The sequence below is a fragment of the Streptomyces sp. NPDC029956 genome (assembly GCF_055574655.1).
The window spans coordinates 1-21,778 of sequence record NZ_JBVHZJ010000048.1 but is presented as its reverse complement, the minus strand read 5'-3'; the positions used below and the strand labels follow the sequence as shown (position 1 = coordinate 21,778).

The window sequence follows — 21,778 nt, the reverse complement described above, 5'->3', positions numbered from 1 at the left end:
GCAGAGGAAAAGGACTCCGGGCCTGGTGAGAGGGGTGCGCGTTCACGCCGTTGCGTGGACACGCCACGGCAGTTCGAGCCTTTCCAGCACGTCGGCGCGCTTGTGGTGGACGCGGACGCGGTCGGGCGCGGTGGAGACCGTGACGGTACCGCCCGGGGTACGGACCTCGCCGTCCACGGGCGGCACGACGGTCCCGTCGAGCGCACCGGCGGCGGCGAGGGCGGCGGCGCCGGTGAGCGCGAGCCGGGGGTGCCAGCCGTCGACGGTGAGCGCCCGCACGGCGATCCCGCCGGGGCCTGCGGTGAAGGCGGCGATCTTGGGCAGGGCGGAGTGGGGTGGATGGCCGAGGAGCCGTGCGGCGTGGGCGCGGAGCCCTTCGAGCCGCTCCCGGAGTCCCTCCCCGGGAAGGTGCCGGGCATCGACGAAGACGTACGGGTTGCCGTACCGGACGAGCGAGACGGGAACGCCGTGGAGGACGTCGACGGCGCGGCCGGTGGGGAGGGTTCCGGGGGAGGTGGGGGCGCGGAGGAAGCTGAGGGTGTACGCGCCCTCGTCCGGCTCGCGCTCGCACAGGACGGTGTCGCCGGTGGTCACGGCGCGGACGGTGACGGGCCCGGGCCTGCCTTCGGCGACCACACAGGCGAGGAGGGAGTGTCCGCAACCGGCGCGGAAGTCGAAACCGCCGTCGGGGAGGGCCTGGACGAAGCGGTAGTCGAGCCTGCCGCGGCCGGTGACCCCGTACAGCGCGATCTTGCCGATCCCGGCGTGGGCCGTGCCGGCGAGCGCGTGGCGCAGCCGTGCCAGCTCCCCGCCGAGCGCGAGCGCGCCGAGGGGGAGCTGGTCGAGCCGGAGGACGAGGGTGGGACCGGGGGCGTCGTGCGCCCGGACGGCGGCGGCGCGGGCGGGGGCGCCCCGCGCTCGGTCGGGGCGGGGCGCTCCCGGGGGGTCAGGCCGCACAGCCGACCGGGATGCGCATGCCCTGGACGACCTCCGTCCACAGTTCGTGGACCGCCAGGGCCCACAGCGCCTGGGCGTCGCGCTGGGTGGGGCGTTCGCCGTGGCGGGTGAGGAGTTTCTGCACGCGGTCCGCGCGGACCTTTCCGCCCAGGACCAGGCGGGCCGGGGACAGCAGTTCCCTGACCGTGTCCAGGAGCGGGCTGCCCGGTGCGAGCATCGCCGACAGCGGCAGGGTGAAGGGCTGCTTGGGGCGGCGCAGGACCGCCGGGGGCAGGAGTTCCGCACCCGCCTCGTACAGGGCCCGCTTCCCCGTCCGTGCCGCCGCCGGCAGCGCCCGCGCGTGTGTCACCACCGACGGCTGGCAGAACGGCATCCGCGCCTCGACCGCCCACGCCATCGACAGGTGGTCCACGCGCCGCAGGTGGTACGCGGGCAGCCGCCAGCGCGTCTCGAAGGCCGTCATCGCGGTGAGCCGGTCCTCGCCGACGGCCTCGGCCGAGCGCAGCTCCTGCTCGATCCGGTCGGCCGCCGACCCCTGATCGGCGACGTGTGCACGGTAGTCGGCGGTGTACAGGTGCTCGCGGAGCAGCCGCGGCGCCGCCGAGAGCGCGTCCGCGTACGTCCCCGCCCAGTCCGTGCCCGCCGGCGCGGCGAGCGCCGCGCGCATCCGGTCGTACCCGCCGAAGAGTTCGTCGGCGCCGTCGCCGGTCAGTGCGACGGTGAAGCCGTTCTCACGGACGGCGCGGAACAGCGCGTACGTGGAGAGGGTGATGGGGTCGGCGTTGGGCTGGCCGAGGTGGCGGACGGTGCGGGTGAGGAGCGAGCCGAACTCGTCGGGATCGACGGCGACCTCGTGGTGCACGGTCCGGGTCCGGCGCGCGACGGAACGGGCGTACGCCGCCTCGGAGTCGGGCCACCGGCCCCGGTAGGTGAGGTGGAAGGTGTGCAGCGGCGGCGCGTCGGTCTCGCGGGCGTGTTCGGCGGCGAGCGCGGTGACGAGCCCGGAGTCGAGGCCGCCGCTGGTGATGGCGCAGACGGGCACCTCGGCCTCGGCGAGCCGTCGCACCTCGTGCCGCAGGACGTCCTGGGTGTCGCCGGCGGGCGTGATCCGGTGCGGCCCGCGGCGGCGTACGACGGGTGCGGCGCCGGGCCGGACGAAGGCGGTGGCCCCGGGCGGCAGGACGCTGACGCCGTCGAGCGCGGTGTGCGTGGAGAAGGACGTACGGGTGGCGAGGACCGTGTCGAGGGAGTCCTCGCGCGGGGAGATCCGTACCCCCTCGAAGGCGAGGAGCGCGGGGATCTCGGAGGCGAACCGGGTGGAGCCGTCGTGCGGGTCGTGGTGGAGGTGGATCGGCTTCATGCCCATGTCGTCGACGGCGAGGACGAGTCGGGTGCTGCCGGGTCGCAGATCGACGATCGCGACGGCGAACATGCCGTCGAGGTGCTCGGCGAAGGCGGGCCCGTGCTCGGCGTAGAGCGCGGGCAGCAGCGTGCCGTCGCAGCGGTCGGGGAAGCGGTGACCGCGGGCGGCGAGGGTGCGGCGCAGTTCGGCGTGGTTGTAGATCTCGCCGTTGAGGACGGCGAGGACGCCGGGGAGGTGCGGCAGCCGGTAGGGCTGCTGTCCGCCGCAGGGGTCGGTGACGGCGAGCCGGTCGCACCCGAGGGACCAGCCGGGTCCGGTGAGCACGGCGTGCTCGTCGGGTCCGCCGTGGCGCTGTCGGGCCGACACGGCGGCGAGTTGCGCCGGGTCGGGGCGGTCGGCGTGGGCCGCCGCTCCGGCGGCGAAGGAGCCGAGAATCCTGCACACAGCGGTCACCCTCCAAGCACGTTCACTCACCAGAACAACCCAATGATTTGAATCTACCAACTTTTTGAATGGCGCGTAAGTGCCATGTCCTGTTCACGCCACGACGTGGCCTTGCGACGCCCCCGCCACCCCAACAGGCTGACCACATGAGGGACATGGAGGACCACGACCACACCGCCGACCACCCCGCCGGCAGCGCCGCCGACCGCACGGTCGACCACAGCGCCCGCACCGCGCCCGCATCGCTGCTCGTCGTGGCCGCGCACCCCGACGACATCGAGTTCTGCGTCAGCGGCACCGTCATGCAGTGGATCGAGCGCGGCACCCGCGTCACGTACTGCATCGTCACGGACGGCGGCGCCGGCGGCTACGACGACCGGCTCCCCCGTCAGGCGATGGCGGATCTGCGCCGCGCCGAACAAGTCCACTCCGCCAAGCTCAGCGGCGTCGCCGACGTCCGCTTCCTCGGCTACCCCGACAGCTTCGTGGAGGCCTCCGTGGAACTCCGCCGCGACCTGTGCCGGGTGATACGGGAGGTACGGCCGCAGCGCGCGATCATCCCCTCCCCCGAGATCAACTGGGCGCGGGTCGCCGACCTCCACCCCGACCACCGCGCCGTCGGCGACGCCTGCCTGCGCGCCGTCTACCCCGAGGCCCGCAACCCCTTCGCCCACCCCTCCCTGCTGAAGGAGGAGGGCCTGGAGCCGTGGACCGTCCACGAACTGTGGATGATGACCGGCCCCACCCCGAACCAGTACGTGGACGTCACCCCGGTCTTCGACCGCAAGGTCGAGGCCCTGCGCATCCACACCTCCCAGACGGCCCACTTCGACGACCTCGCGGGCCTCCTGCGCACCTGGCTCGGCGAACACGCGACGGCGGGCGGACTGCCCCCCGGGCGGATGGCGGAGGCCTTCCAGATCGTGCGCATCGACTGACCGCCGGGCACCGCGGGCCACTGCCGGTCGACCTTGTGGCCTTCGGGGGCGCATGAGACCGTGAGCGCCACACGTGGGGGCGCGTGGGACCAACGCGCGCGTGACAAGCGGGAGTTGAAGGCATGGGGATCGAGCTCGACAGCACATCCCGGCTTGCGGTCCAGAAGTACGGCCCGTCCTGGCCGGAGGTCGACGAGGACCGATACGCCCTCCTGTCAGCCGGCCTGGAATCGTTCGCCGCGCTCGTCGAAGAGGACACCACGGCCGCCGACAGGCACATGGAGCGCCTGATCCCCTCCGGACAGGGCGAAGCCGTCAACGCACTGGCGGAGCACTGGGACCGGGTCAAGAGGGACGACATGACCCCCCTGGGCGCCTCGGCCCGGGCACTGGTGCTCAGGGTGAAGGACCTGCCGGCCACGATCGCCGCCGTCAAGGCGTCCGTCGTGAGCACGGCCGTCCTGCTCGCCGCGGAAGATGCCGAGGCCGCACTCGCGGCGGGCCTCAACCCGGCGGCCCCGGCCGTGGCCGCGAAGGCGAACGCGGAGAGGGCGCGGCGGGCCGAGGCCGAGTACCGGTCGGACGTCCAGAGCATCTGGAAGGCGCTCCGGTCCGTGCTCACCGACCCGGCCGTGACCGCCCTGGAGAAGGTCCCGAACGATCTCGCGGGCACGTCCGGGGACGGTGGGGGCGGCTCCGGCGGGTCCCCCTGGAAAGAGGTCTTCGACAGAGCGGGGAGCGGGGCCGGGAAGGGGATCGGCGGCATCGCGGGCGGCTCCACGGGCGGCGCGGCCACCGGCCGTGCGATCGGCGGCGCCCTGAAGGTGGACCACGAGGAACACCAGCTCGCGGCCCGCAAGATCGCCGAGGTCGGCGGCGCGATCCGCGGCGACACCACCGACAGGCTGAACGCGGCCGTCGCGGATCACGACGCCATCAGGAGCAGCGGCGCCCTCGGCGCCGACCTGGCCGAGACCGTCGATCTGGTCCTCGACCGGCTGAGCGCGGCCACCGCCGCCGTCGGCGACCATCTGAGCGGTGCGCTGCCCGACGCGATCCTGCTGGTGTCGACCAGCCAGCGGGACACCGACGAGGCCAACAGGCAGCGCATGGCACAGCTGGATTGAGGGGCACAGCCGGATCGGGGAAGGAAGCGGTTCCTCCGCGTGAGCCCCGGGCACTTGGCGTACATGTCAAAGGGCTGGCGCTGGTTGTTCCTTGCCGTCTTCGTCGTCTGGACCGTCCTCGCGCTCCAGTGGACGGACGTCGGCTGCGACTACCCGGAGGCCTACCTCGCCGTGGTGCGCTACGGGACCCCGGAAGGCCTGGAGTTCCTGCCGGCCTGCGCGGGCTAGGGTCGCTCGTCCGCGCACCCGCATCGCACGCGCACACTCCCCCGAACGCCCCTACGATCGAGGTATGACCTCTCGCCACGGTTCGGCCCTGTCGCTCTGGTCGCGGGACTCGTTCCTGTCCGTCGCCTCGGTGGGATCGACGCTCTCGATCGGCTCCGTGGGGTCGTTCCTGTCCATCGGCTCCGTCGGTTCCGCGATGTCGGCCGGCTCCGTGGGCTCCTGGGCGAGTGTCGGCTCCCTGCTCTCGGCCCAGTCGTGCTGGTCGGTGCTCTCCTGGCGCTCCCGCCGGGGCGTGCTCGCGGCGGGTGCGGTGCTCGCGGTCGCCGGAGCCGCCGCGGGAGCCGTCGCCGGAACCGTGGCGGTGTCGGCCCGGACGTCGCCGTCCGCGTCGGGCCCGCTCAGGCCGTCGCGTCGATCTTGTTCTTGAGTGCGGTCAACAGCCCCTGCAGGAGTCCGATCGTCGCCTCGTCGACCAGGTTGCCGTCGCTGTCGAAGCGGTCGTTCGACTGGAAGACGTGCACCTCGGGCTTCACCACGACATCGGCGTCGACGCAGACGAAGATCTGCCGGAGCGCCAGCTGCGCCCGGACCGTGCCGAACGCGCCCGGTCCGGCGCCGAGGATCGCGGTGGGCTTGCCGCGCAGGGGGACGCCCTCGGTGCGGGTCCAGTCGGTGCTGAGCCAGTCGATCGCGTTCTTGAGGACGCCGGGGATGGAGTAGTTGAACTCCGGGGTGGCGATGAGCACGCCGTCCGCCTCCGTCACGCGGCGGCGGAGCTCGTCGACGACGGCGGGGCGGCGGTCGGGGGTGTCGATGTCGGCGTCGTACGGCGGGATGTCACGCAGGCCCTCGTAGATCTCGATCTCCAGACCGCCGGGGTTGAACTTCTGCGCGGCGTGCAGCAGTTGCGTGTTGTGCGAGTCGGCGCGGAGCGAGCCGGAGATGGCGAAGATCGTGGACTCGGTCATGGAGTGCCCCCTGTACGTCGGTGATCGGTGGATCGATGGATCGACGGATCGGTCGATGGGTCGGTGAACGAGCGGATCGATGGATCCGGTCGGTCGGCCGACGGCTGCTGCCGTGGCCCGACGACCAGAAAGCTAAACCGATCGGTTCAGTCTGTCAACGAAACGGTTCAGTCTTGACACTGAACCGACTGGTGTAGTTCCGTCCCTCCGTGACCCCGCCACGGCTCGCTTTACAGACCAAACCGTTCAGTTCATATACTGGCGGTCCCGCCACCACACCTAAGGAACACCCATGGGAGCCGGAGCCGAGATCAAGGACGACGCGACCGACGAGTACGGCATCCCGATCATCCCGAACCCCGCCGACGCCGCCTCGCGCAAACGTCAGGCGATCATCGACGCCGCCCTCTCCGAGTTCCTCGCCGAGGGCTACTCCGCGGCCTCGATGGACGCGATCACCCGCGGCTCCGGCGTCTCCAAGGCGACGATCTACAAGCACTTCGGCAGCAAGGAGCGGCTGTTCCTCGCCGTCATCGGCGGCGTGCTGCCGAAGACGTACGCGGACCTGGAGCCGTCCAACTCCACCCTCGCCGACGCCCCCGACCTGCGCGCCGCCCTCGTCCGGCTCACCACCGACTGGGCCCGCATCCTCCTGCGCCCCGACATCATGTCGCTGCGCCGGCTGGTGATCGGCGAGATAGACCGATTCCCGCAGCTCGGGCAGCTCTGGTACCGGGTCAGCTACGACATGAACAACGGCCCGCTCGTCGAGGCCTTCACCGAACTCGACGCCCGCGGCACCCTCGACGCGCCCGATCCGGCGCTCGCCGTACAGCAGTTGGTCGCCGCCACCGTGGGGGTCCCCCAGCTCGTCCGTACCTTCTCGCCCGACGCCGAGATCAGCGACGCGGAGCTGACGCGGGTGATCGGCTCGGGAGTGGACCTGTTCCTGGCTCGGTACGCCGTCCGCCCCTGAGGTCCGAGACGCCGACGGCGCCCGGGACGTCTCCGCTGTCCGTGGCGCCTCCGGTGTCTGTGGCGTCTATGGCGTTCCCGGCGTCTGCGGCGTCTATGGCGTCTGTGGCGTTCCCGGCACTCCCGCTCCTGGGCGTCCGCGCCCGACCGGCCCTCCTCCACCACGCCCACACCAGCAGCGCCGCCGCCCAGCTCCCCGTCGTGAGGAGCTGGGTGCGGCTGGTCGGGTCGCCCAGCATGAAGAGCAGCACCCCGCCGACCCCCGCGAGCGCGAGCACCGCACGTGCGGAGGGGCCGTGCAGGCGCAGGTGGGAGGCGGCGATCAGGGCCCAGACGAGCAGGATCGCGGCGCCGATGGAGTTGAGCAGGAACGGGAAGACCGTACGCGGCCAGAGCAGGCTGAGGACGACCGAGACGAAGCCGAACGCGGCGGAGGCGAGGACGGCCGCGTACGGGACACCGGCGCCGGTGCTCACGCGACCGAGCGCGCGGGGTGCGTCGCCGCGTCCGACCAGGGCGAACAGCATGCGCGACGAGCCGTAGATGTTGGCGTTCATCGCCGACAGGAGTGCGACCAGGACGACCGCCTTCATCAGATCGGCGGCGCCGGGGACACCGGTGCTCGCGACCACGGCGGCGTACGGGCCCTCGGCGACGCCCGGGGCGTTCCACGGCACGAGGGTGACGATGACCGCCATCGAACCGAGGTAGCAGACCGCGACCCGCCACATGACGGCCCGTACGCCGTTGCGGACGGCCCGGACCGGGTCGTCGCACTCGGCCGCGGCGATGGTCACCGTCTCCAGGCCGCCGAACGCGAAGACGGCCGCCACCATGCCGACGGCGACGCCGTACCAGCCGTGCGGCAGGAACCCTCCGTCGCCGGTGAGATGGGTGGTGCCGGGGGACGGGTGGCCGGGCAGCAGGCCCGCGAGGACCACCGCTCCGAGCAGCAGGAACCCGGCGATCGCGGCGATCTTCAGGCCGGCGAACCAGAACTCCAGCTCGCCGAAGTTCCGTACGCCCGCCAGGTTGCTCACGGTGAAGACGCTCATGAAGACGGCCACCCACATCCAGCCGGGCACGGCCGGCACCCAGCCGCCGACGATGTGCGCGGCCCCGACGGCCTCGGCGGCGACGCTCACGACGAGCAGCGCCCAGTACATCCACCCGGTGAGCAGCCCGGCCCACGGCCCGAACGCCCGGCGCGCGTGCTCGGCGAACGAGCCGGTGACCGGGTGGGCCGCCGACATCTCGCCGAGCATCCGCATCACCAGGACGGTCAGAGCTCCGGCGCACGCGTACGAGACGAGGATGCCGGGACCTGCGGCGGCGATCCCGAACCCCGAACCGACGAAGAGCCCGGCGCCGATCGCACCGCCCAACGCGATCATGGCCAGATGTCGTTGCCGCAGACCGGCGCCGAGTACCCGCCCTGTCATGTTTCCCCCCGAATCACAGACGACCAGCGGAGGAGCTTCGCCGATGATCATCCCGGAGGCAAGCCGGATCCGGACATTGAGACATCCCGCGGTGCGGCCGTCAGCCGTCTTCCGCGCGGCGCTTGACGTCCGCGAGGCGTCGGTCCCAGTCGGCGGCCAGGGCCGACATCCAGCGAGCCGTCGCGTCGAGCGCGGCCGGGCGGACCGCGTAGCGGACCTCCCGGCCGACCCGGGTGGCGGAGACGAGCCCGGCGGTGTCGAGCACGGTCAGGTGCTTGACGATCGCCTGACGTGAGACGGGGAGGCGGGTGGCGAGAGCGGTCGCGGTGGCCTCCCCCTGCGCGGCGAGCAGGTCGAGCAGCCGACGCCGGGTGGGATCGGCGAGGGCGCCGAGCACACTGTCGGTGGAGGAGCCGGCCGCCCCCGAGCCCGTCCCTTCGGGCGGCTCCACCCGCTCCTGCGTCACGACGACGGGGCCTGCTCGGCGCGCTTCCTGAACGCGTCGAGCACCTGGGGCCAGCCGCCGGTGTTGTCCCGCACGGCCTGGGCGCGCAGGTCGTCCGAACCCGGCAGCGACGCGAAGCCGCTCTCGACGACGCGGAGCCGGGTGCCGCCGTCCTCCTCGGTCAGGGTGAACTCGACGAGGGTGGTGTTGTCGTCGGTCAACTCACGCCCGGAGAAGGCGCTGGCCCAGCGGTAGGCGACGTAGGTCGGCGGCTCGACCTTCTCGACGCGTACGGGGAAGGTGCCGTGCACGGAGTTCTTCGCGACCATCGACTCCCCCTCCCGGGCCACGGTCCCGGCCAGGCTCGCTTCGTCTGCCACCCAGAACCCGGGCTGCGCGACGAGGGTCCAGACGCGCTCCAGGGGCGCGTCGATCAGGGTTTCGCGCTCGATCCGGTCCTCACTCATGGGGGACTCCTTCTTCGCGTAGGAAGCGTCACACGGAAGTGACTGCAACCCCAGGGTTGCACGTAGGGGCTTCGCCCGCAACCGTACGGTTGCACAACCACCCGCCGAGGAAGAAGACGGACGACCCGGGGAGCGATGCGACCCCCGCGCTCACCCCCGCCCACCGGCCGGATCGGACACGGGATCGGCAGCCGGATCGGGCACGGGGTCGGCGGCCGGATCGGACACCGACTCGGCGGGCGGCTCCGTCACCGGCCAGGCGATTTCCAGGCGGTTGTCCGGGTGGTCCGGTGCGCCGGTCCAGCGGAGGAAGGTGGCGCGGACCGGGCCCGCGAACGCGAAGCCGTGCTCGGCGATCCAGTTCGCCACGGCGTCGTACGCGGTGAGGACCGCGGGGAAGGCGGCCGCCTCGCCCTCCACCACCGTGCAGGCGTACGTACACTCCGGGACGTCCCGTACGGACATCCCCTCGTCCAGCTCCCCGGGCTGCGCGCCCGACTCCCAGAACGGCAGGCACGCCTCGACCAGCGTTCCGTTCTCCTCGTCGCACAGCCCGTGGTACCGGACGAACGCGGGCCCGGTGAAGGTGAGCGGCCCCCGTCCCGCGACCGCGTACAACTCCTCGTACGCGGAGCGCAGGAACGGGTCCAGGCCGTGGTGGTCGACCGTCGCACCGCACAGAAGGACCCGTTCCGGGATGGCCTGGCGGAGGGTGACACGGTGGTTCATCTCGGCTCCTTCGGCAGATCTCGTCAACAGGCTGCGGACGAGGGACCGCTGGACGTCGAGCTTGCGCTCGGCCGCCGCGATCTGCGCGCGCAGCGCCGCCGCCAGCTCGGCAGAGCCGACGGCACCGCCCTCGCCGCCTCCTGCGCCTCCCGGGCCTCCCGGGCCGCTCGCGAGCAGCTCCCGTACCCGCTCGATCGGCATGTCCAGCTGCCGCAGCTCGCGGACGAGCTGCGCGCGGCGGAGCTGGTCCCGCCGGAAGTAGCGGTAGCCGGTGGCCGGGTCGACGAAGGCCGGGGTGAGCACACCGCTCGCGTCGTAGTGCCGCAGCGCCGTCACCGAAAGGCCACTGGCCTGTGCGAACTGCCCGATCGGCAGCAGGTTCGTCTTGTCCACGGGGGAGACTGTGCCGTCTCCGGTGACCCGAGAGTCAACCCCCGGCAGAACTCACTCCGCACGGGCGCCGGTTCAGGAGCGCGCCACGAGCCGTACCGCCAGGACGACGATCAGCGTGCTCGACGCGAGCACCGTGGTCAGCCGGCCCCGGGCCCCCGTCAGGGTCCGGCCGAGCAGCGTTCCGCCCAGGGCGAGGAGCAGCTGCCAGCTCGCCGAGGCGACCAGGGCCGCGAGGACGAAGGCCGTCCGGTCGGGGAGGGTCGCGGGCGCCGAGGGGCCCGTCGCGAGGATGAGCGCGGCGAAGTAGATCACCGTCATCGGGTTGAGGATCGTGATCCCCAGGAAGGTGAGGTACGCGCGGGCCGGGCCGAGGGCCGTCCCGTCGTCGCGGGAGGCGAGCCCGCCCGTCCGGTACGTGGAGAGGGCCACGTACGCCGCCCGCAGCGCGAGCACCACGAGCACCACGGCCGAGGCCCACCGCAGCGGGGTCATCACGGGCGTCAGCAGCGGAACGAGCGCGGAACCGCCCGCCACCGCGAGCACGGCGTACACGCCGTCCGCCGTGGCGACCCCGAGCGCCGCACCCGCGCCCGTACGCCAGCCGGTACGGGCCGTCACGGCCACCAGGTACGCCCCGACCGCGCCGACCGGGATCGCGATTCCGTAGCCGGCGAGCAGGCCGGCCACCACCGCGGCGGTCACGCGACGGCGGGGATCGCGCCTCCGGGGGAGCCGGGCTGCTGCTGTCGGCGGTACGCCGAGCCGTCCTTGGTCCGGGCGAGGAACCCGCCGATCACGAGATACCGCCGCAGGGCGGAGAAGTCCTCGTGGACGGTGAGCAGCGCCTGGTTGACCTCGGGCTCTCGGTAGTCCCGGTCGGGAGCGAAGAGGCTCTCGGTGAGGTGCGCGAGGAGGGCCTCGCGGCGGACCGGCCTGCGCGGGATCGCCTTGAGGCGCCCGTCGGCGGAGAACAGGTCCGCGACCGGGCGGGGCGGAAGGTCCGCGGCCGGGCGGTCGGGAAGGTCCGCGCCGGAGGGGCGGGAAGGATGACTGGTCATGGCGGAGAAGCCTGACGGCCACCGGCCCGCCCCGCAAAGGGTTTTCGGCCCGTCCGTACCCGCCCGGTCACTTCACCATGACGTTCACGGCCTCCTGCACCGTGGGCAGGATCGACCGGATGCCGGCCTGTTCGAAGATCGGCCGGGCCTTCTCCACGAAGGCGAGGAAGGAGTCCTCGGAGTCCCAGAAGTCCACGACCCGCCATCCCCCGCTCCCGTCGGGCCCGGCAGCGTGCGCGAGGAACCCCTCCGCAGGGAACCAGTCGGTGGCCTCCAGGAGCCGGATGGTCTCCTCGTACTGCTTCTGCGTGCCGCCGGGGATCTCGACCGTGACGATGACAGCCATGCCGCTGCTCCTGTACGTGGGGGATTCGGGCGCGGGCGCGGGGAATCCCGACCAGCACACCAGCGGGCAGGGCACCCCGCACGCCGGCACGCCCCGAACGGGCGACGCCACCGGCCCGGCGGCCGTCAGCCGGCCGGGAGGATCTCGACGCCCCGCGTCGTGAGCTGCTCGATCACCGGGTCGTGGGGGTCGGCGTCGGTGATCAGTCCGCTGATCTCGCCCCATGGCAGGACACGGAAGCGCGAGGCGGTGCCGATCTTCTCGTGGGACGCGAGGACGTACGTGTCCGCGGCCCGGGCCGCGAGGGCGCGCTTCATCGCGGCCTCCTCCGCGTCGCCGGTGGTCAGTCCCGCGTCGGGGTGCACGCCGGTGACGCCGAGGAGGCAGAGGTCGGCGGAGACGTTCTGCGCGGCCTCGACGGCTGCGGCGCCGCAGGCGACCGCGGAGTGCCGGTAGATGCGCCCGCCGATGAGGAAGACCTCCACCCGCCGGTGGTCGAGGAGGGCGGCGGCGATCGTCGGGCTGTGGGTGATCACGGTGCAGGCCAGGTCCTGCGGGAGGGCGCGGACGACGGCGAGCGCGGTGGTGCCGCCGTCGAGGATCACCGCGCCGCCCGGCCGTACGAGCCCGGCGGCCACCGCGGCGACCCGCCGTTTGCCGCCGGGGGCGACGGACTGCCGGGACCGGTAGTCCACGACGGCCGGCGAGACGGGCAGCGCTCCGCCGTACACCCGTTGGCACAGCCCCTCGCTCGCGAGATCACGCAGGTCGCGCCGCACGCTGTCCTCGGAGATCCCCAGGTCGGCGGCGACGTCCTTGGCGACGATCTTGCCCTCGCGGGCGAGCAGTTCCAGCAGGTGATCACGCCGTTCGGCAGCCAGCATCCGCACTCTCTCCTGTTCTTGCACGTTTCTGCATGTATTGTAGCGCGCCATGGACGCCCAGCAGACGCTCGACAAGCCCATGCTCATCCTCATCGCCGGCCCCTACCGGTCCGGAACCGACGGCGACCCGGAGGCCATGGCGGCCAACCTCGCCCGCCTCGAAGCCGCGGCGTGGCCGGTCTTCGCCGCGGGCCACCTCCCCGTGATCGGGGAATGGATCGCCCTGCCCGTCCTGCACTCGGCCGGCGCGGGCCCCACGGACCCCCTCGCCGAGCAGGTGCTGTACCCGGTCGCCGACCGCCTGCTCGCCCACTGCGACGCCGTACTGCGCCTGCCCGGCGACTCCACCGGAGCCGACCAGGACGTCGCCACCGCCCGCCGCCGCGGCCTGCCGGTCTACCACGACGTGACCGAGATCCCCGGTCGCACGCTGCGGGAGAACGCGTGAGCACGCGCGCGGCGGACGGCCGGCTGCCGGGCGTCGACGCCCCCGACCACCGGGGCCGGACCCGCCTCGACCGTGCAGGACGCGGCCTCGACCGGAACCCGGACGTCGTGATCCGCGACGTCGAGCTCACCTCCCGGGGCTGGCACGTCCTGCGACGGACCACCTTCGACTACCGCCGCCGCGACGGGCGTTGGGTCACCGAGCAGCGCGAGACGTACGACCGGGGGAACGGCGCCGTCGTCCTGCCGTACGACACCGGACGCCGCACCGTCCTGCTCACCCGGCAGTTCCGCTACCCGGCCTACGTCAACGACCATCCCGACGGCATGCTCGTCGAGGCCGCGGCGGGGCTGCTCGACTCCGACGACCCGCTGACCGCGGTCCGCCGCGAGAGCGCCGAGGAACTCGGCGTCACCCTCGGTCCCCTCACCCACGTCCTCGACGCGTACATGAGCCCCGGGTCCGTCACCGAGCGCCTCCACTTCTTCGCCGCCCCCTACACCCCGGCCGACCGCACCGGGAGCGGCGGCGGACTCGAGGAGGACGGCGAGGACATCGAGGTCCTCGAACTGCCCTTCACCGAGGCCCTCGCGATGACCCGGGACGGCCGGATCGCCGACGGCAAGACCATCCTGCTGCTGCAGTGGGCGGCGTTGGACGGCCCGTTCGCCGCCGACTGATGCACCCGTCGGGTCACGGGCGCAGGACGGGGAAGTCGACGCCGGTCCACGGGGCACGGAGGGAGACCGTCCGACCGGTCTCCGGATCGCCGTCGGCACGCCACACCTTGGCCTGCGCCGTGGAGCTCCCGTCGAGCGACGGCCAGCCGGGGTCCCCGTCGGCGGCGAAGTCGGCCCAGGCGCGCACCATGCGGCGCGACAGCTCGTGGTCGGCAGGGGTGGGCGTACCGCCGACGAGGAAGGCCACGGCGTCGTGGTCCAGGGTGCCGAAGGCGAAGGGGACGTCCGCGCAGTGCCAGGCCCGCACGGTCCCGTCGGGCCCGGTGCGGCGGCGGTCGAAGCGCGAGAGGAACGCCCGGCCGCCCGCCCGGGCGTGCGCCTCGGCGAGCCGGTTGCCGTACTCGCCGAACAGCAGGTCGCCGAAGACGGCGAGGTGGACGTCGCGCACCGGGGCATCGGGCATCGCGGCGCGATAGTCGGCGACGAGACCGCCGGGAAGGCCGAAGTCCTTTGCGAAGAGGGCGAGTTGTTCGTCAGTGGTGATCTTCGCGCAGCTGTCGACGGCGTCGAACAGCCAGTACTCCTCCGTGGTGTGGCAGACCAGCAGGTCCACCCCCCGGGTCGCGCCGGCGGCCATCCCTTCGAGCGGGTCGACGGGCAGGACGTCGCCGTCGAGGACCGGGGCGAAGAGCGAGGGGTCGTAGTGGCGGGAGCCGGAGGCGGGGTCCCGCCGGTAGTCGTCGACGACCTGGTCCGCGGCCGCGACCAGGGCCTGCGGCGTCAGGGAGGCCAGACCCTCCGGCGTGGCGGGGCAGCCCGCGGCCGCGGCGATCTCGCGGGTGGTCGCCTCGGCGATCTCGGGCGTGCGGCAAGGACTGGCGGGGCTGTGGGCGATCGCGCGGCGGAACAGTCCGCGGGCACGGTCCATCACCATCAGACAGACGACGGAGGCGGCACCGGAGGACTGGCCGGCGATCGTGACGTTGCCGGGGTCGCCACCGAAGGCGGCGATGTTCTCGCGCACCCACCGCAGCGCCTCGACCTGGTCGAGCAGCCCCCGGTTGTCAGGGTGACCGGCCGCCGCACCGCCCGGGACGCGGCCGAAGCCCTCGAAGCCGACGCGGTGGTTGAAGGTGACCACGACCAGACCGGCGCGGGCGAGGACGGTGCCGTCGAAGTCGGGCTGCGCCGAGGAGCCGAAGGTGTACGCGCCGCCGTGGATCCAGACCAGGACGGGAAGCCGGCCGCCACCGGGAGCAGGGGTCCAGACGTTGAGGGTCAGGACGTCCTCGTCACCGGGAGACCAGACGGGCGAGCCGGGGAGCTCCGCCGACTGCGGTGCTATCGGGCCGAACTCCGTACAGTCCCGCACCCCGCTCCACGCGGGCGCCGGGAGGGGCGCGCGGAACCGGTCGACACCGAAGGGCGGGGCGGCGTACGGGATTCCGAGCGCGGCGACGACGTCGACGGAAGCCCGAAAGCCCCGGACCGGACCGCTCTTCGTCCTGAAGATCTCCATGGCCGGAGCCTCGCATCGTGCGGAGCGCGAGGGCCAACACCAAGATCGAGAAGACTGACGCACCTCCGATGTCAATCCGGCGCGCACGGGTCTGACGCGGCGCGACGCGGAGCCGGCTCGGCCCTGACGTGGGGGTCGACGCGGCCCCGATGCGGCCCGACGCGACCCGACACCGACCCGCATGGATGTGACCGGCGTCACATCGGGCTCCTGTCAGCAATCGGCACGCCGTCTCGTTCAAGGGGCGCCCGAACGAGACAGGAGCATCGCCATGAAGCACCGCATCGTCGTACTCGGCGCCGGATACGCCGGGGCCTACGCCGCCGGAACGCTGGCGCGCCGGCTCTCCCCCGCCGACACCGAGATCACCGTCGTCAACGCCTCCCCCGACTTCGTCGAGCGGATGCGGCTCCACCAGCTCGCCAGCGGCCACGACCTCGCGGCCCGCAAGCTCACCGACGTCTTCGCGGGCACGGGGGTACGCGTGCACCTGGCCCGCATCACCGGCATCGACCCGGAACGCAGGACGGTCGCCGTGAGCGCCGTGGACGCGGCGACCGGCGCGAACGCCGAGCACGACACCGACACCGACACCGCTGCCGGTGCCGATGCCCGCACCGACGAGATCGCGTACGACACCCTCCTCTACGCCCTCGGCAGCTCCGTGGCCCACCACGGCGTCCCCGGCGCGGCCGAGCACGCCTTCGACGTGGCCGGCCGCTCCTCAGCGCTGCGCCTGCGCGAGCGCATCGCCGCCCTCGGCGCGGGCGGCACCGTGCTGGTCGTCGGCGAAGGGCTGACCGGCATCGAGACCGCCACCGAACTCGCCGAGTCCCGGCCCGACCTCACGATCGCCCTCGCCGCCCGCGGCGAGCTGGGCGCCTGGCTCTCCCCGAAGGCCCGCCGGCACCTGCGCCAGGCCTTCGACCGGCTCGGCATCACCGTCCACGAGCACACCGCCGTCGAGGCCGTCGAGCCGACCCGGGCGATCGCCGCCGGCGGAGCGCCCCTCCCCGCCGACGTGACCGTGTGGACGGCAGGCTTCGCCGTGCACCCCCTCGCGGCCACCGCCGGCCTCGAGGTCGCCGAGACCGGCCGGATCGTCGTCGACCGCACCATGCGCTCCGTCACGCACCCGGAGATCTACGCCGCCGGGGACTCCGTCCACGCCATCGGCGACAACGGCCGGCCGCTCCCGATGTCCTGCGCCTCGGCCGGCTTCACCACCATGCAGGCGACCGCCGCGATCATCGCGCGCCTGACGGGCGGCGAGGTCCCGACCGTCGGACTGAAGTACCACGGCAACCACATCAGCCTCGGACGGCGGGACGCCATCTTCCAGATGGTCGACGGCGACGTCCGGTCGAAAGCCTGGTACCTGGGCGGCCGGACGGCCGCGCGGCTCAAGGCGGGCGTGCTCAAGGGAGCCGGCTGGAACATCGCCCACCCCACCCTCGGCATGCCGAAGCGCAGGCGCCGCCTGACCACCGCGCCGACACCCGCCCGGACCGGCGCGAGGGTCACCGCCTAACAGTGTCTCGCCGATCACGCCGAGGGCCCGGCATGATCGGCGAGGCACCCCTAGGGTGTCCCGCATGGAGAGCGCAGCCGTCGATCGCTTCGAGGCCGGCCGTGGCCGGCTGGCCTCGCTGGCGTACCGCCTGCTCGGCTCGGCCGCCGACGCCGAGGACGCCGTGCAGGACACGTTCCTGCGCTGGCAGGCCGCGGACCGCGAACGGATCGAGGTCCCGGAGGCATGGCTGACCAAGGTCCTCACCAACCTCTGCCTCGACCGGCTCCGTTCGGCGCACGTACGCCACGAACGCGCGGCCGGCGCATGGCTGCCCGAGCCGCTCCTCGAAGGCGACCCGATGCTCGGCCCCGCCGACACCTTCGAGCAGCGCGAATCGGTCTCGCTGGCCGTACTGACCCTCCTGGAACGCCTCTCGCCGGTCGAGCGGGCCGTCTACGTCCTGCGTGAGGCCTTCTCGTACGGCCACACCGAGATCGCCGGGATCCTCGACATCACCGAGTCCGCGAGTCAGCAGCACCTCCACCGGTCCCGGATCCGGGTCGCCGCCGAGCGCCGCCGCGGTGGCGTCCAGGCCGACCCCGCGTCCGCGCGCCGGGTCGTCGAGGAGTTCCTGGCCGCCGCCGTGTCGGGGCGCACCGAACGGCTGGTGGCGCTGCTCACCGACGACGTGACGGCGGTCTCGGACGGCGCAGGGCTGGCCAAGCGGCTGCTGCGGATCACGACGCGCGAGCGGGTCGCCTCCTTCGTGCGGGCCGGTTTCAGGCCCACGCCGGCGAAGCGGCGACTGGCCGGCGGCACGCCCTCGATGCACATCGCGGTGGTCAACGGCACCCCGGCCGTCCTCGCCGTGGTCGACGGCCGGGTCCTGGGCGCGGTGGTGTTCGCGGTCAGCGACGGCAGGGTCACGTCCCTGCACGGCGTCGCCACCGCGGACCGGCTCACGCGACTCGACGAGGCCTGGCGGCGGCGCGCGCACGGGGCGCCGGTGATCGAGGCGTGGTGAGCGGGCCGAGCGGTCCTCGACGTACCGGACCGGACACCGGGGGTAGGCGAAGGGGTGCGCGATCGGCGGCCCGGTCCGGCCCCGGAACCGCTGTCGCCCGGGCCGCCGACGTCCGGGCCTCCGTCGTCTAGACGGCCGGCTTCGCCTTCCACTCCTCGACGAGGAGTCCGAGGACGACCTCGTCCAGGAACTCGCCCATCACCCAGGCCGAGGAGCGCAGGACGCCCTCGCGGACGAAGCCGTTGCTCTCGGCGGAGCGGAGCATCGCGGTGTTGTCCGCCAGTGTCTCGATCTGCAGCCGCCGGAGGCTGCGTACGACGAAGCCGTAGTGGCACAGCGTCGCGACGACGTCGGTGCCGTAGCCCTTGCCGCGGGCGGACGGCAGCAGTCCCAGCCCGATGTGCGCGGCCCGGCTGTGGGTGTCGATGCCCCAGAGGTTCGCGGAGCCGATCAGGGTGCCGCCCTCCAACTCGATCACGGAGAACGGGACATGACCCTCCGCCGTGTCGTCCACAACGAGCCGCCGGTCCTTCGAGCCGGGCGTGATCGGCCGCCAGGGCCCGGCTTCGGCCCGTGAGGCGTTGACCACGTCGTCGTAGAGCTCGGCCCGCAGGATCGGGATGTCTTCGTCGTGTCGAGCCCTGAGCCCGACCTTGCCACCTCTCAGCATGCGAGCTTCCTATCCGACCCGGCTCGGCGACGGCAAGCGGATAAGACGCCGGTGCGGAAGGCGGCGATATCGCTTCGCCGATCTCCCGGAGTACGGGAATCATGGCCGGGGCGAGGCGGACATGGAACGGAGGCCGTGTGAGCGACGGCTGGTGGCCCTATCTGGACGAGCGGACCAGACAGGAGCTCGACGAGAACGTGCTGTGCGACCGCCGGTTGCCGGCGCTCAGGGTCGTGTGGCTCGCCCTGCGTCCCCTGGGGTTGGGTCTGTACGAGGCCGAGCGGGTGGTGCACGCGCGCTACGAGGCGCTGGGTGAACGCGTGCGGTACACGCCACCGGATCCTCTCGACCTCCCCTCGCTCGCCGCCCGTGCCGCGGCGCTGCCGGGCCGGGTGGCCGCCGTGGAGGCCCTGTGGGACGGGGACACGGTCCACGGCTGGTTCGTCGTGATGGTCGCGGTCCTGGACGACCCGATCGGGGAGGGGCATCTGGCGACCGTCCACCGACGCCGTGACGGCCGGCCGCCGGGCCCCGCAGCTGCCGACGCGGGCCGGGCTCTCGCCGAACACCTCGGTGTGCCCTTCCACTTCGCCTCCCCGGACGTGCCCGACGACGAGGCCCCCCGCTGGCGGACGACGCGGCCCCGGCCCGAAGGTCGCCGCCGAGGTGCCCTTCGGGATCGCCGAGGGTGACATGACGCCCGACGGGTTCGGCCGGCTCAACGCGGTGCTGGAAGCCGCGGGCGTCCGCCACGGCAACAAGATCTGCCCCGGCACCGTCCACGGCTCACGATGCCCGACACGAGCGCCTACAGCCCGGACGGGACGCAGCGCCACCGGGACCGCCTGCTGTTCCTCCCCGAGCTGACCGGACACGTCTCGGGCGGTCCCCCCGTCGGCCGGAAGGGCCCGCGTCACTGCGGGTAGAGGGCCGACTGCGCGCTCTCCGAGTCCGACCGCCAGTACGACACCCGCGCCGTCCTGACGTCCACGTGGATGCCCGGCTCCGGGACTTCGAGGAGGGCGCCCTCGCCCGTGTCCCTGGGCTCGTTCCTGCCCGCCGGGGCGAGGATCAGCTCCTTCTCCAGCGGGCTGACCTCCTTGTTGCCCACCCGGGCGAGGAGACCCGCGTACGCCTCCTTGCCCGGCGCGAGCACGATCGGGTTCTGCGGCTTCGAGCTCTTCACCGGCGGCAGGAAGAGCTGGTCCGCGCCGAACTTCACCGCCGGATACTGGTACAGCTTGCACGGCCGCTTACCGGTGTTGGTGATGACGAGTTCGAGCCTCGCGTCGTCCTTCACCGGCGGCAGCGCCCAGTCCACCTTCACCTCGGTGTTCAGGTCCTGGCAGATGCCGTCCTTCGGCTCCCAGTCCGTCTCGCCCGTCGTGCCCGGGGGCTCGCTCGCGGTCGCGGAGGGCCCGCCGTCGGTGCTGCCCGAGTCGCCCGGCTGCGTCGACGGCGACGCGGGGCCGGTGGTGGGAGGCGTCGCGGGATCGGTCGTCGGGTGGGTCGGGCCGGACGCCGTCGGCCGGGTCGCCGACGGCGCCGTTCCGCCCGCCTCGTCGTCCGACGGCCCACAGGCCGTGGCCGAAAGGAGCGCGGCGGCGGTCAGCCCCAGGGCGCCGAGCTTCCACGGACGACGGGTGCGATGGGTGCGAGGAGTGCTCCTGCGGACGGTGCTCATTTCACGTTCCCCCGTGACTCTCGGCCTGCGTTCCTGCACGCTGCGTCGCCCAGAATGGGGCTCCCCGTCGGCGAAATCACGACCCCCGGGGGGATCGTTACCGATCGCGGACAAGGAACGAACCCTTCCGGGCCGTGGCCGGATTCCGCAGGCCCTACTACCCCAGCCGGTACCTGATCTTCTTGATCAGTTCGTTCAGATCCGGCTGCCGCAGCAGGCTGTAGTGGTCGGCGTCCAACTCCACCACCGTCGGCGGACGCGTCGACCGGCCCTCCGCGCCCTCCAGGAACGAGTAGTCGTCACCCGCGGCCCTGAAGAGCGTCACGGGGCACCTCGCCTGGCGCTCCGCCAGCTCCCAGGGAGCGCAGGTACTGGCCGAGGACCAGGGCGCCCTCCGAGAGCTCGCGGAACGTGAGGGTCTCGCCCTCGTGGGCGACTGCGGTGGCCTCGGGGCGGTGCAGGGTCTCGGCGTAGAGGAGCCGGTCGAGCGTGCACATGATGATCCCTTCTGTGTACGGCCCCTCGCCCCCTCGTTGGGGGCAGCGGTCCCGCCGCCGCCCTGCCCACCCCCGTTGTGGGCATTCGTCCCGTGTGCCCACCCGTCCCTCCCCCAAGGACTTCGTCCAGGGGGGAGGCGCGGGCGGGCGCCCGCACGGCCGGGGGGCGGGGTGTGGGCGCACGCACGGTGCGGGTGGTGGGTGGTGGGGTCAGCGGTAGATCAGGAGTTCCTGTTCCGTCGCGCCCCTCAGTTCGTAGCGCGTCCTCACCAGCGGGCGGCCCGCGTAGATGCGGATCAGCGTCGACGCGTCGCCCTTGAAGGTGGCCGGGGGCCGGCCCTCGATCTCGTTGCCCAGGGAGACCCGGGACGTCGTGCCGTCCTCCAGGACTCCCACGAGGCGCGGAGTCTCGCGCTTGCGGCTCGTCACGGTCAGGAGCGGGAGCGCCAGCTCCAGCGCCTTGCCGCAGTACGCCCCCGGTTCGCCGAAGGCCTCCCGTACGTCGCCCGCGTGGACCCATTCGCCGAGCGCCACGGCGTCGAGCCGGCCGTCGTCGCGTTCGGCGATCACCGGGCCCGCCTCCGTCAGGCCGCGTTCCAGTTCGTCGAGGATCCGGCCCAGCGGCCAGTCCTCGCGTTCGGCTACGTCGCAGGCGTTCGCCTCGGGCAGGAACACGCCCTCCTCCAGGCGGTCCTCGACGATTCTGACCAGGGCCGCGCCGCAGTGGGCGAGGACCTGCCGTGCCGTCCACCCGGGGCAGGCGGTACGAAGCTCGTACGCCTCCTCGGGTGTCCGGCGCAGCAGCGGCATCAGCAGGTCCCGTTCCGTCCGCAGGAGACGGTCGGGGAGCCACGGGTCGCGCCCGTCATCGTGCGTACACATCATCAGTAGCGGTAGTGGTCCGGCTTGTACGGGCCCTCGACCGGGACTCCGATGTACGAGGCCTGCTCGGGGCGGAGGGTCGTGAGGCGGACGCCGA

The 21,778-nt window shown here is 73.0% G+C and carries 28 protein-coding genes; 10 read left to right on the top strand and 18 right to left on the bottom strand.

Annotated features, from left to right (window positions below; genetic code table 11):
• Positions 1-42 precede the first annotated feature (42 nt).
• Both ACZ4XX_RS30060 and asnB read right to left on the bottom strand, forming a co-directional pair.
• Positions 43-957: a PrpF domain-containing protein gene (locus tag ACZ4XX_RS30060; protein ID WP_468511010.1), complete on the bottom strand. Its 915-nt coding sequence runs from the start codon at positions 955-957 to the stop codon at positions 43-45.
• Positions 947-2,764 (bottom strand): asparagine synthase (glutamine-hydrolyzing), encoded by a 1,818-nt coding sequence (asnB, locus tag ACZ4XX_RS30055; protein ID WP_468511009.1) that lies wholly within the window; start codon positions 2,762-2,764, stop codon positions 947-949. Before asnB ends, ACZ4XX_RS30060 begins: the two co-directional genes overlap by 11 nt.
• 146 nt (positions 2,765-2,910) lie before the next feature.
• On the opposite strand from asnB, the gene ACZ4XX_RS30050 reads away from it, so the two are divergent.
• The 4 genes from ACZ4XX_RS30050 (at position 2,911) to ACZ4XX_RS30035 (ending at position 5,484) form a co-directional block, all read left to right on the top strand.
• Entirely contained in the window at positions 2,911-3,702 is a 792-nt protein-coding gene (locus tag ACZ4XX_RS30050) for a PIG-L deacetylase family protein (RefSeq protein WP_468511008.1), read from the top strand.
• Between the two features lie 122 nt (positions 3,703-3,824).
• Positions 3,825-4,829 carry a hypothetical protein gene (locus tag ACZ4XX_RS30045; RefSeq protein WP_468511007.1) on the top strand — a complete coding sequence of 335 codons (1,005 nt, stop codon included), beginning with the start codon at positions 3,825-3,827 and terminating at the stop codon, positions 4,827-4,829.
• 54 nt (positions 4,830-4,883) lie between these two features.
• Positions 4,884-5,057: a hypothetical protein gene (locus ACZ4XX_RS30040; protein WP_468511006.1), complete on the top strand. Its 174-nt coding sequence runs from the start codon at positions 4,884-4,886 to the stop codon at positions 5,055-5,057.
• Between the two features lie 64 nt (positions 5,058-5,121).
• Complete coding sequence (locus tag ACZ4XX_RS30035; protein WP_468511005.1) at positions 5,122-5,484, top strand: hypothetical protein; 363 nt, start codon at positions 5,122-5,124, stop codon at positions 5,482-5,484.
• On the opposite strand, the gene ACZ4XX_RS30030 is transcribed toward ACZ4XX_RS30035, so the two are convergent.
• Positions 5,456-6,025, bottom strand: coding sequence for an NADPH-dependent FMN reductase (locus ACZ4XX_RS30030; RefSeq protein ID WP_468511004.1), 570 nt, complete (start codon positions 6,023-6,025; stop codon positions 5,456-5,458). The two genes, ACZ4XX_RS30035 and ACZ4XX_RS30030, sit on opposite strands and share 29 nt — an antisense overlap.
• A gap of 292 nt (positions 6,026-6,317) precedes the next feature.
• Here ACZ4XX_RS30030 and ACZ4XX_RS30025 point away from each other — a divergent pair, with 292 nt between their 5' ends.
• The gene (locus ACZ4XX_RS30025; protein ID WP_468511003.1) at positions 6,318-7,001 is read left to right on the top strand and encodes a TetR/AcrR family transcriptional regulator; all 684 of its coding nucleotides are present in this window, start codon (positions 6,318-6,320) and stop codon (positions 6,999-7,001) included.
• On the opposite strand, the gene ACZ4XX_RS30020 is transcribed toward ACZ4XX_RS30025, so the two are convergent.
• The 8 genes from ACZ4XX_RS30020 to ACZ4XX_RS29985 all read right to left on the bottom strand — a co-directional run bounded on the left by ACZ4XX_RS30020 (position 6,925) and on the right by ACZ4XX_RS29985 (position 12,764).
• The gene (locus tag ACZ4XX_RS30020; RefSeq protein WP_468511002.1) at positions 6,925-8,442 is read right to left on the bottom strand and encodes an amino acid permease; all 1,518 of its coding nucleotides are present in this window, start codon (positions 8,440-8,442) and stop codon (positions 6,925-6,927) included. The two genes, ACZ4XX_RS30025 and ACZ4XX_RS30020, sit on opposite strands and share 77 nt — an antisense overlap.
• A 100-nt stretch (positions 8,443-8,542) precedes the next feature.
• A complete protein-coding gene (locus tag ACZ4XX_RS30015) occupies positions 8,543-8,893 on the bottom strand; it encodes an ArsR/SmtB family transcription factor (RefSeq protein ID WP_468511050.1) in 351 nt (116 codons plus the stop codon).
• Between the two features lie 11 nt (positions 8,894-8,904).
• Entirely contained in the window at positions 8,905-9,354 is a 450-nt protein-coding gene (locus tag ACZ4XX_RS30010; protein ID WP_468511001.1) for an SRPBCC domain-containing protein, read from the bottom strand.
• 150 nt (positions 9,355-9,504) lie between these two features.
• On the bottom strand, positions 9,505-10,476 hold the full coding sequence (locus ACZ4XX_RS30005; RefSeq protein ID WP_468511000.1) for a MerR family transcriptional regulator: 972 nt from the start codon (positions 10,474-10,476) through the stop codon (positions 9,505-9,507).
• A gap of 72 nt (positions 10,477-10,548) precedes the next feature.
• Positions 10,549-11,178: a LysE family transporter gene (locus ACZ4XX_RS30000; RefSeq protein WP_468510999.1), complete on the bottom strand. Its 630-nt coding sequence runs from the start codon at positions 11,176-11,178 to the stop codon at positions 10,549-10,551.
• The gene (locus ACZ4XX_RS29995; protein ID WP_468510998.1) at positions 11,175-11,534 is read right to left on the bottom strand and encodes a DUF2087 domain-containing protein; all 360 of its coding nucleotides are present in this window, start codon (positions 11,532-11,534) and stop codon (positions 11,175-11,177) included. Before ACZ4XX_RS29995 ends, ACZ4XX_RS30000 begins: the two co-directional genes overlap by 4 nt.
• 67 nt (positions 11,535-11,601) lie before the next feature.
• Complete coding sequence (locus ACZ4XX_RS29990; RefSeq protein ID WP_468510997.1) at positions 11,602-11,880, bottom strand: antibiotic biosynthesis monooxygenase family protein; 279 nt, start codon at positions 11,878-11,880, stop codon at positions 11,602-11,604.
• A 125-nt stretch (positions 11,881-12,005) separates the two neighbouring features.
• Positions 12,006-12,764 carry a DeoR/GlpR family DNA-binding transcription regulator gene (locus ACZ4XX_RS29985; protein ID WP_468510996.1) on the bottom strand — a complete coding sequence of 253 codons (759 nt, stop codon included), beginning with the start codon at positions 12,762-12,764 and terminating at the stop codon, positions 12,006-12,008.
• Between the two features lie 79 nt (positions 12,765-12,843).
• Here ACZ4XX_RS29985 and ACZ4XX_RS29980 point away from each other — a divergent pair, with 79 nt between their 5' ends.
• Both ACZ4XX_RS29980 and ACZ4XX_RS29975 read left to right on the top strand, forming a co-directional pair.
• Positions 12,844-13,212, top strand: a complete 369-nt coding sequence (locus ACZ4XX_RS29980; protein ID WP_468511049.1) for a DUF4406 domain-containing protein — start codon at positions 12,844-12,846, stop codon at positions 13,210-13,212.
• Complete coding sequence (locus ACZ4XX_RS29975) at positions 13,209-13,892, top strand: NUDIX domain-containing protein (protein ID WP_468510995.1); 684 nt, start codon at positions 13,209-13,211, stop codon at positions 13,890-13,892. Before ACZ4XX_RS29980 ends, ACZ4XX_RS29975 begins: the two co-directional genes overlap by 4 nt.
• Positions 13,893-13,905: 13 nt before the next feature.
• Here the strand turns inward: ACZ4XX_RS29975 and ACZ4XX_RS29970 are convergent, their stop codons facing one another.
• A complete protein-coding gene (locus ACZ4XX_RS29970; protein ID WP_468510994.1) occupies positions 13,906-15,411 on the bottom strand; it encodes a carboxylesterase/lipase family protein in 1,506 nt (501 codons plus the stop codon).
• 271 nt (positions 15,412-15,682) lie between these two features.
• Between ACZ4XX_RS29970 and ACZ4XX_RS29965 the strand changes: the two genes are divergently transcribed.
• Positions 15,683-16,942 (top strand): NAD(P)/FAD-dependent oxidoreductase, encoded by a 1,260-nt coding sequence (locus ACZ4XX_RS29965; RefSeq protein ID WP_468510993.1) that lies wholly within the window; start codon positions 15,683-15,685, stop codon positions 16,940-16,942.
• A 64-nt stretch (positions 16,943-17,006) separates the two neighbouring features.
• Entirely contained in the window at positions 17,007-17,948 is a 942-nt protein-coding gene (locus tag ACZ4XX_RS29960) for a sigma-70 family RNA polymerase sigma factor (protein ID WP_468510992.1), read from the top strand.
• 127 nt (positions 17,949-18,075) lie between these two features.
• Here ACZ4XX_RS29960 and ACZ4XX_RS29955 read toward each other — a convergent pair whose 3' ends face one another.
• Positions 18,076-18,618: a GNAT family N-acetyltransferase gene (locus ACZ4XX_RS29955; RefSeq protein ID WP_468510991.1), complete on the bottom strand. Its 543-nt coding sequence runs from the start codon at positions 18,616-18,618 to the stop codon at positions 18,076-18,078.
• Between the two features lie 101 nt (positions 18,619-18,719).
• Between ACZ4XX_RS29955 and ACZ4XX_RS29950 the strand changes: the two genes are divergently transcribed.
• A complete protein-coding gene (locus ACZ4XX_RS29950; protein ID WP_468510990.1) occupies positions 18,720-19,310 on the top strand; it encodes a hypothetical protein in 591 nt (196 codons plus the stop codon).
• Between the two features lie 221 nt (positions 19,311-19,531).
• Here ACZ4XX_RS29950 and ACZ4XX_RS29945 read toward each other — a convergent pair whose 3' ends face one another.
• The 5 genes from ACZ4XX_RS29945 to ACZ4XX_RS29925 form a co-directional block, all read right to left on the bottom strand.
• Complete coding sequence (locus tag ACZ4XX_RS29945; protein WP_468510989.1) at positions 19,532-20,302, bottom strand: DUF4232 domain-containing protein; 771 nt, start codon at positions 20,300-20,302, stop codon at positions 19,532-19,534.
• Positions 20,303-20,459: 157 nt separating this feature from the next.
• The gene (locus ACZ4XX_RS29940; RefSeq protein WP_468510988.1) at positions 20,460-20,627 is read right to left on the bottom strand and encodes a hypothetical protein; all 168 of its coding nucleotides are present in this window, start codon (positions 20,625-20,627) and stop codon (positions 20,460-20,462) included.
• On the bottom strand, positions 20,602-20,799 hold the full coding sequence (locus tag ACZ4XX_RS29935) for a hypothetical protein (RefSeq protein ID WP_468510987.1): 198 nt from the start codon (positions 20,797-20,799) through the stop codon (positions 20,602-20,604). Before ACZ4XX_RS29935 ends, ACZ4XX_RS29940 begins: the two co-directional genes overlap by 26 nt.
• 210 nt (positions 20,800-21,009) lie before the next feature.
• Complete coding sequence (locus ACZ4XX_RS29930; RefSeq protein ID WP_468510986.1) at positions 21,010-21,681, bottom strand: maleylpyruvate isomerase family mycothiol-dependent enzyme; 672 nt, start codon at positions 21,679-21,681, stop codon at positions 21,010-21,012.
• Positions 21,682-21,683: 2 nt separating this feature from the next.
• Positions 21,684-21,778, bottom strand: a 95-nt coding sequence (locus ACZ4XX_RS29925; RefSeq protein ID WP_352030442.1) for an adenosylhomocysteinase, incomplete at its 5' end; no start/stop codon positions are given.

What these genes read in the sequence shown, in the direction of transcription:
- ACZ4XX_RS30035 (WP_468511005.1), top strand. Translation starts at nt 5,122, where the DNA reads ATGACCTCTCGCCACGGTTCGGCCCTGTCGCTCTGGTCGCGGGACTCG.
- ACZ4XX_RS29965 (WP_468510993.1), top strand. Translation starts at nt 15,683, where the DNA reads ATGAAGCACCGCATCGTCGTACTCGGCGCCGGATACGCCGGGGCCTAC.
- ACZ4XX_RS30050 (WP_468511008.1), top strand. Translation starts at nt 2,911, where the DNA reads ATGAGGGACATGGAGGACCACGACCACACCGCCGACCACCCCGCCGGC.
- ACZ4XX_RS29955 (WP_468510991.1), bottom strand. Translation starts at nt 18,618, where the DNA reads ATGCTGAGAGGTGGCAAGGTCGGGCTCAGGGCTCGACACGACGAAGAC.
- ACZ4XX_RS29945 (WP_468510989.1), bottom strand. Translation starts at nt 20,302, where the DNA reads ATGAGCACCGTCCGCAGGAGCACTCCTCGCACCCATCGCACCCGTCGT.
- ACZ4XX_RS29950 (WP_468510990.1), top strand. Translation starts at nt 18,720, where the DNA reads ATGGCCGGGGCGAGGCGGACATGGAACGGAGGCCGTGTGAGCGACGGC.
- ACZ4XX_RS30045 (WP_468511007.1), top strand. Translation starts at nt 3,825, where the DNA reads ATGGGGATCGAGCTCGACAGCACATCCCGGCTTGCGGTCCAGAAGTAC.
- ACZ4XX_RS30020 (WP_468511002.1), bottom strand. Translation starts at nt 8,442, where the DNA reads ATGACAGGGCGGGTACTCGGCGCCGGTCTGCGGCAACGACATCTGGCC.
- ACZ4XX_RS29990 (WP_468510997.1), bottom strand. Translation starts at nt 11,880, where the DNA reads ATGGCTGTCATCGTCACGGTCGAGATCCCCGGCGGCACGCAGAAGCAG.
- ACZ4XX_RS30025 (WP_468511003.1), top strand. Translation starts at nt 6,318, where the DNA reads ATGGGAGCCGGAGCCGAGATCAAGGACGACGCGACCGACGAGTACGGC.
- ACZ4XX_RS29935 (WP_468510987.1), bottom strand. Translation starts at nt 20,799, where the DNA reads ATGTGCACGCTCGACCGGCTCCTCTACGCCGAGACCCTGCACCGCCCC.
- ACZ4XX_RS30030 (WP_468511004.1), bottom strand. Translation starts at nt 6,025, where the DNA reads ATGACCGAGTCCACGATCTTCGCCATCTCCGGCTCGCTCCGCGCCGAC.
- ACZ4XX_RS29930 (WP_468510986.1), bottom strand. Translation starts at nt 21,681, where the DNA reads ATGTGTACGCACGATGACGGGCGCGACCCGTGGCTCCCCGACCGTCTC.
- ACZ4XX_RS29985 (WP_468510996.1), bottom strand. Translation starts at nt 12,764, where the DNA reads ATGCTGGCTGCCGAACGGCGTGATCACCTGCTGGAACTGCTCGCCCGC.
- ACZ4XX_RS29995 (WP_468510998.1), bottom strand. Translation starts at nt 11,534, where the DNA reads ATGACCAGTCATCCTTCCCGCCCCTCCGGCGCGGACCTTCCCGACCGC.
- ACZ4XX_RS29980 (WP_468511049.1), top strand. Translation starts at nt 12,844, where the DNA reads ATGCTCATCCTCATCGCCGGCCCCTACCGGTCCGGAACCGACGGCGAC.
- ACZ4XX_RS29960 (WP_468510992.1), top strand. Translation starts at nt 17,007, where the DNA reads ATGGAGAGCGCAGCCGTCGATCGCTTCGAGGCCGGCCGTGGCCGGCTG.
- ACZ4XX_RS30010 (WP_468511001.1), bottom strand. Translation starts at nt 9,354, where the DNA reads ATGAGTGAGGACCGGATCGAGCGCGAAACCCTGATCGACGCGCCCCTG.
- ACZ4XX_RS29970 (WP_468510994.1), bottom strand. Translation starts at nt 15,411, where the DNA reads ATGGAGATCTTCAGGACGAAGAGCGGTCCGGTCCGGGGCTTTCGGGCT.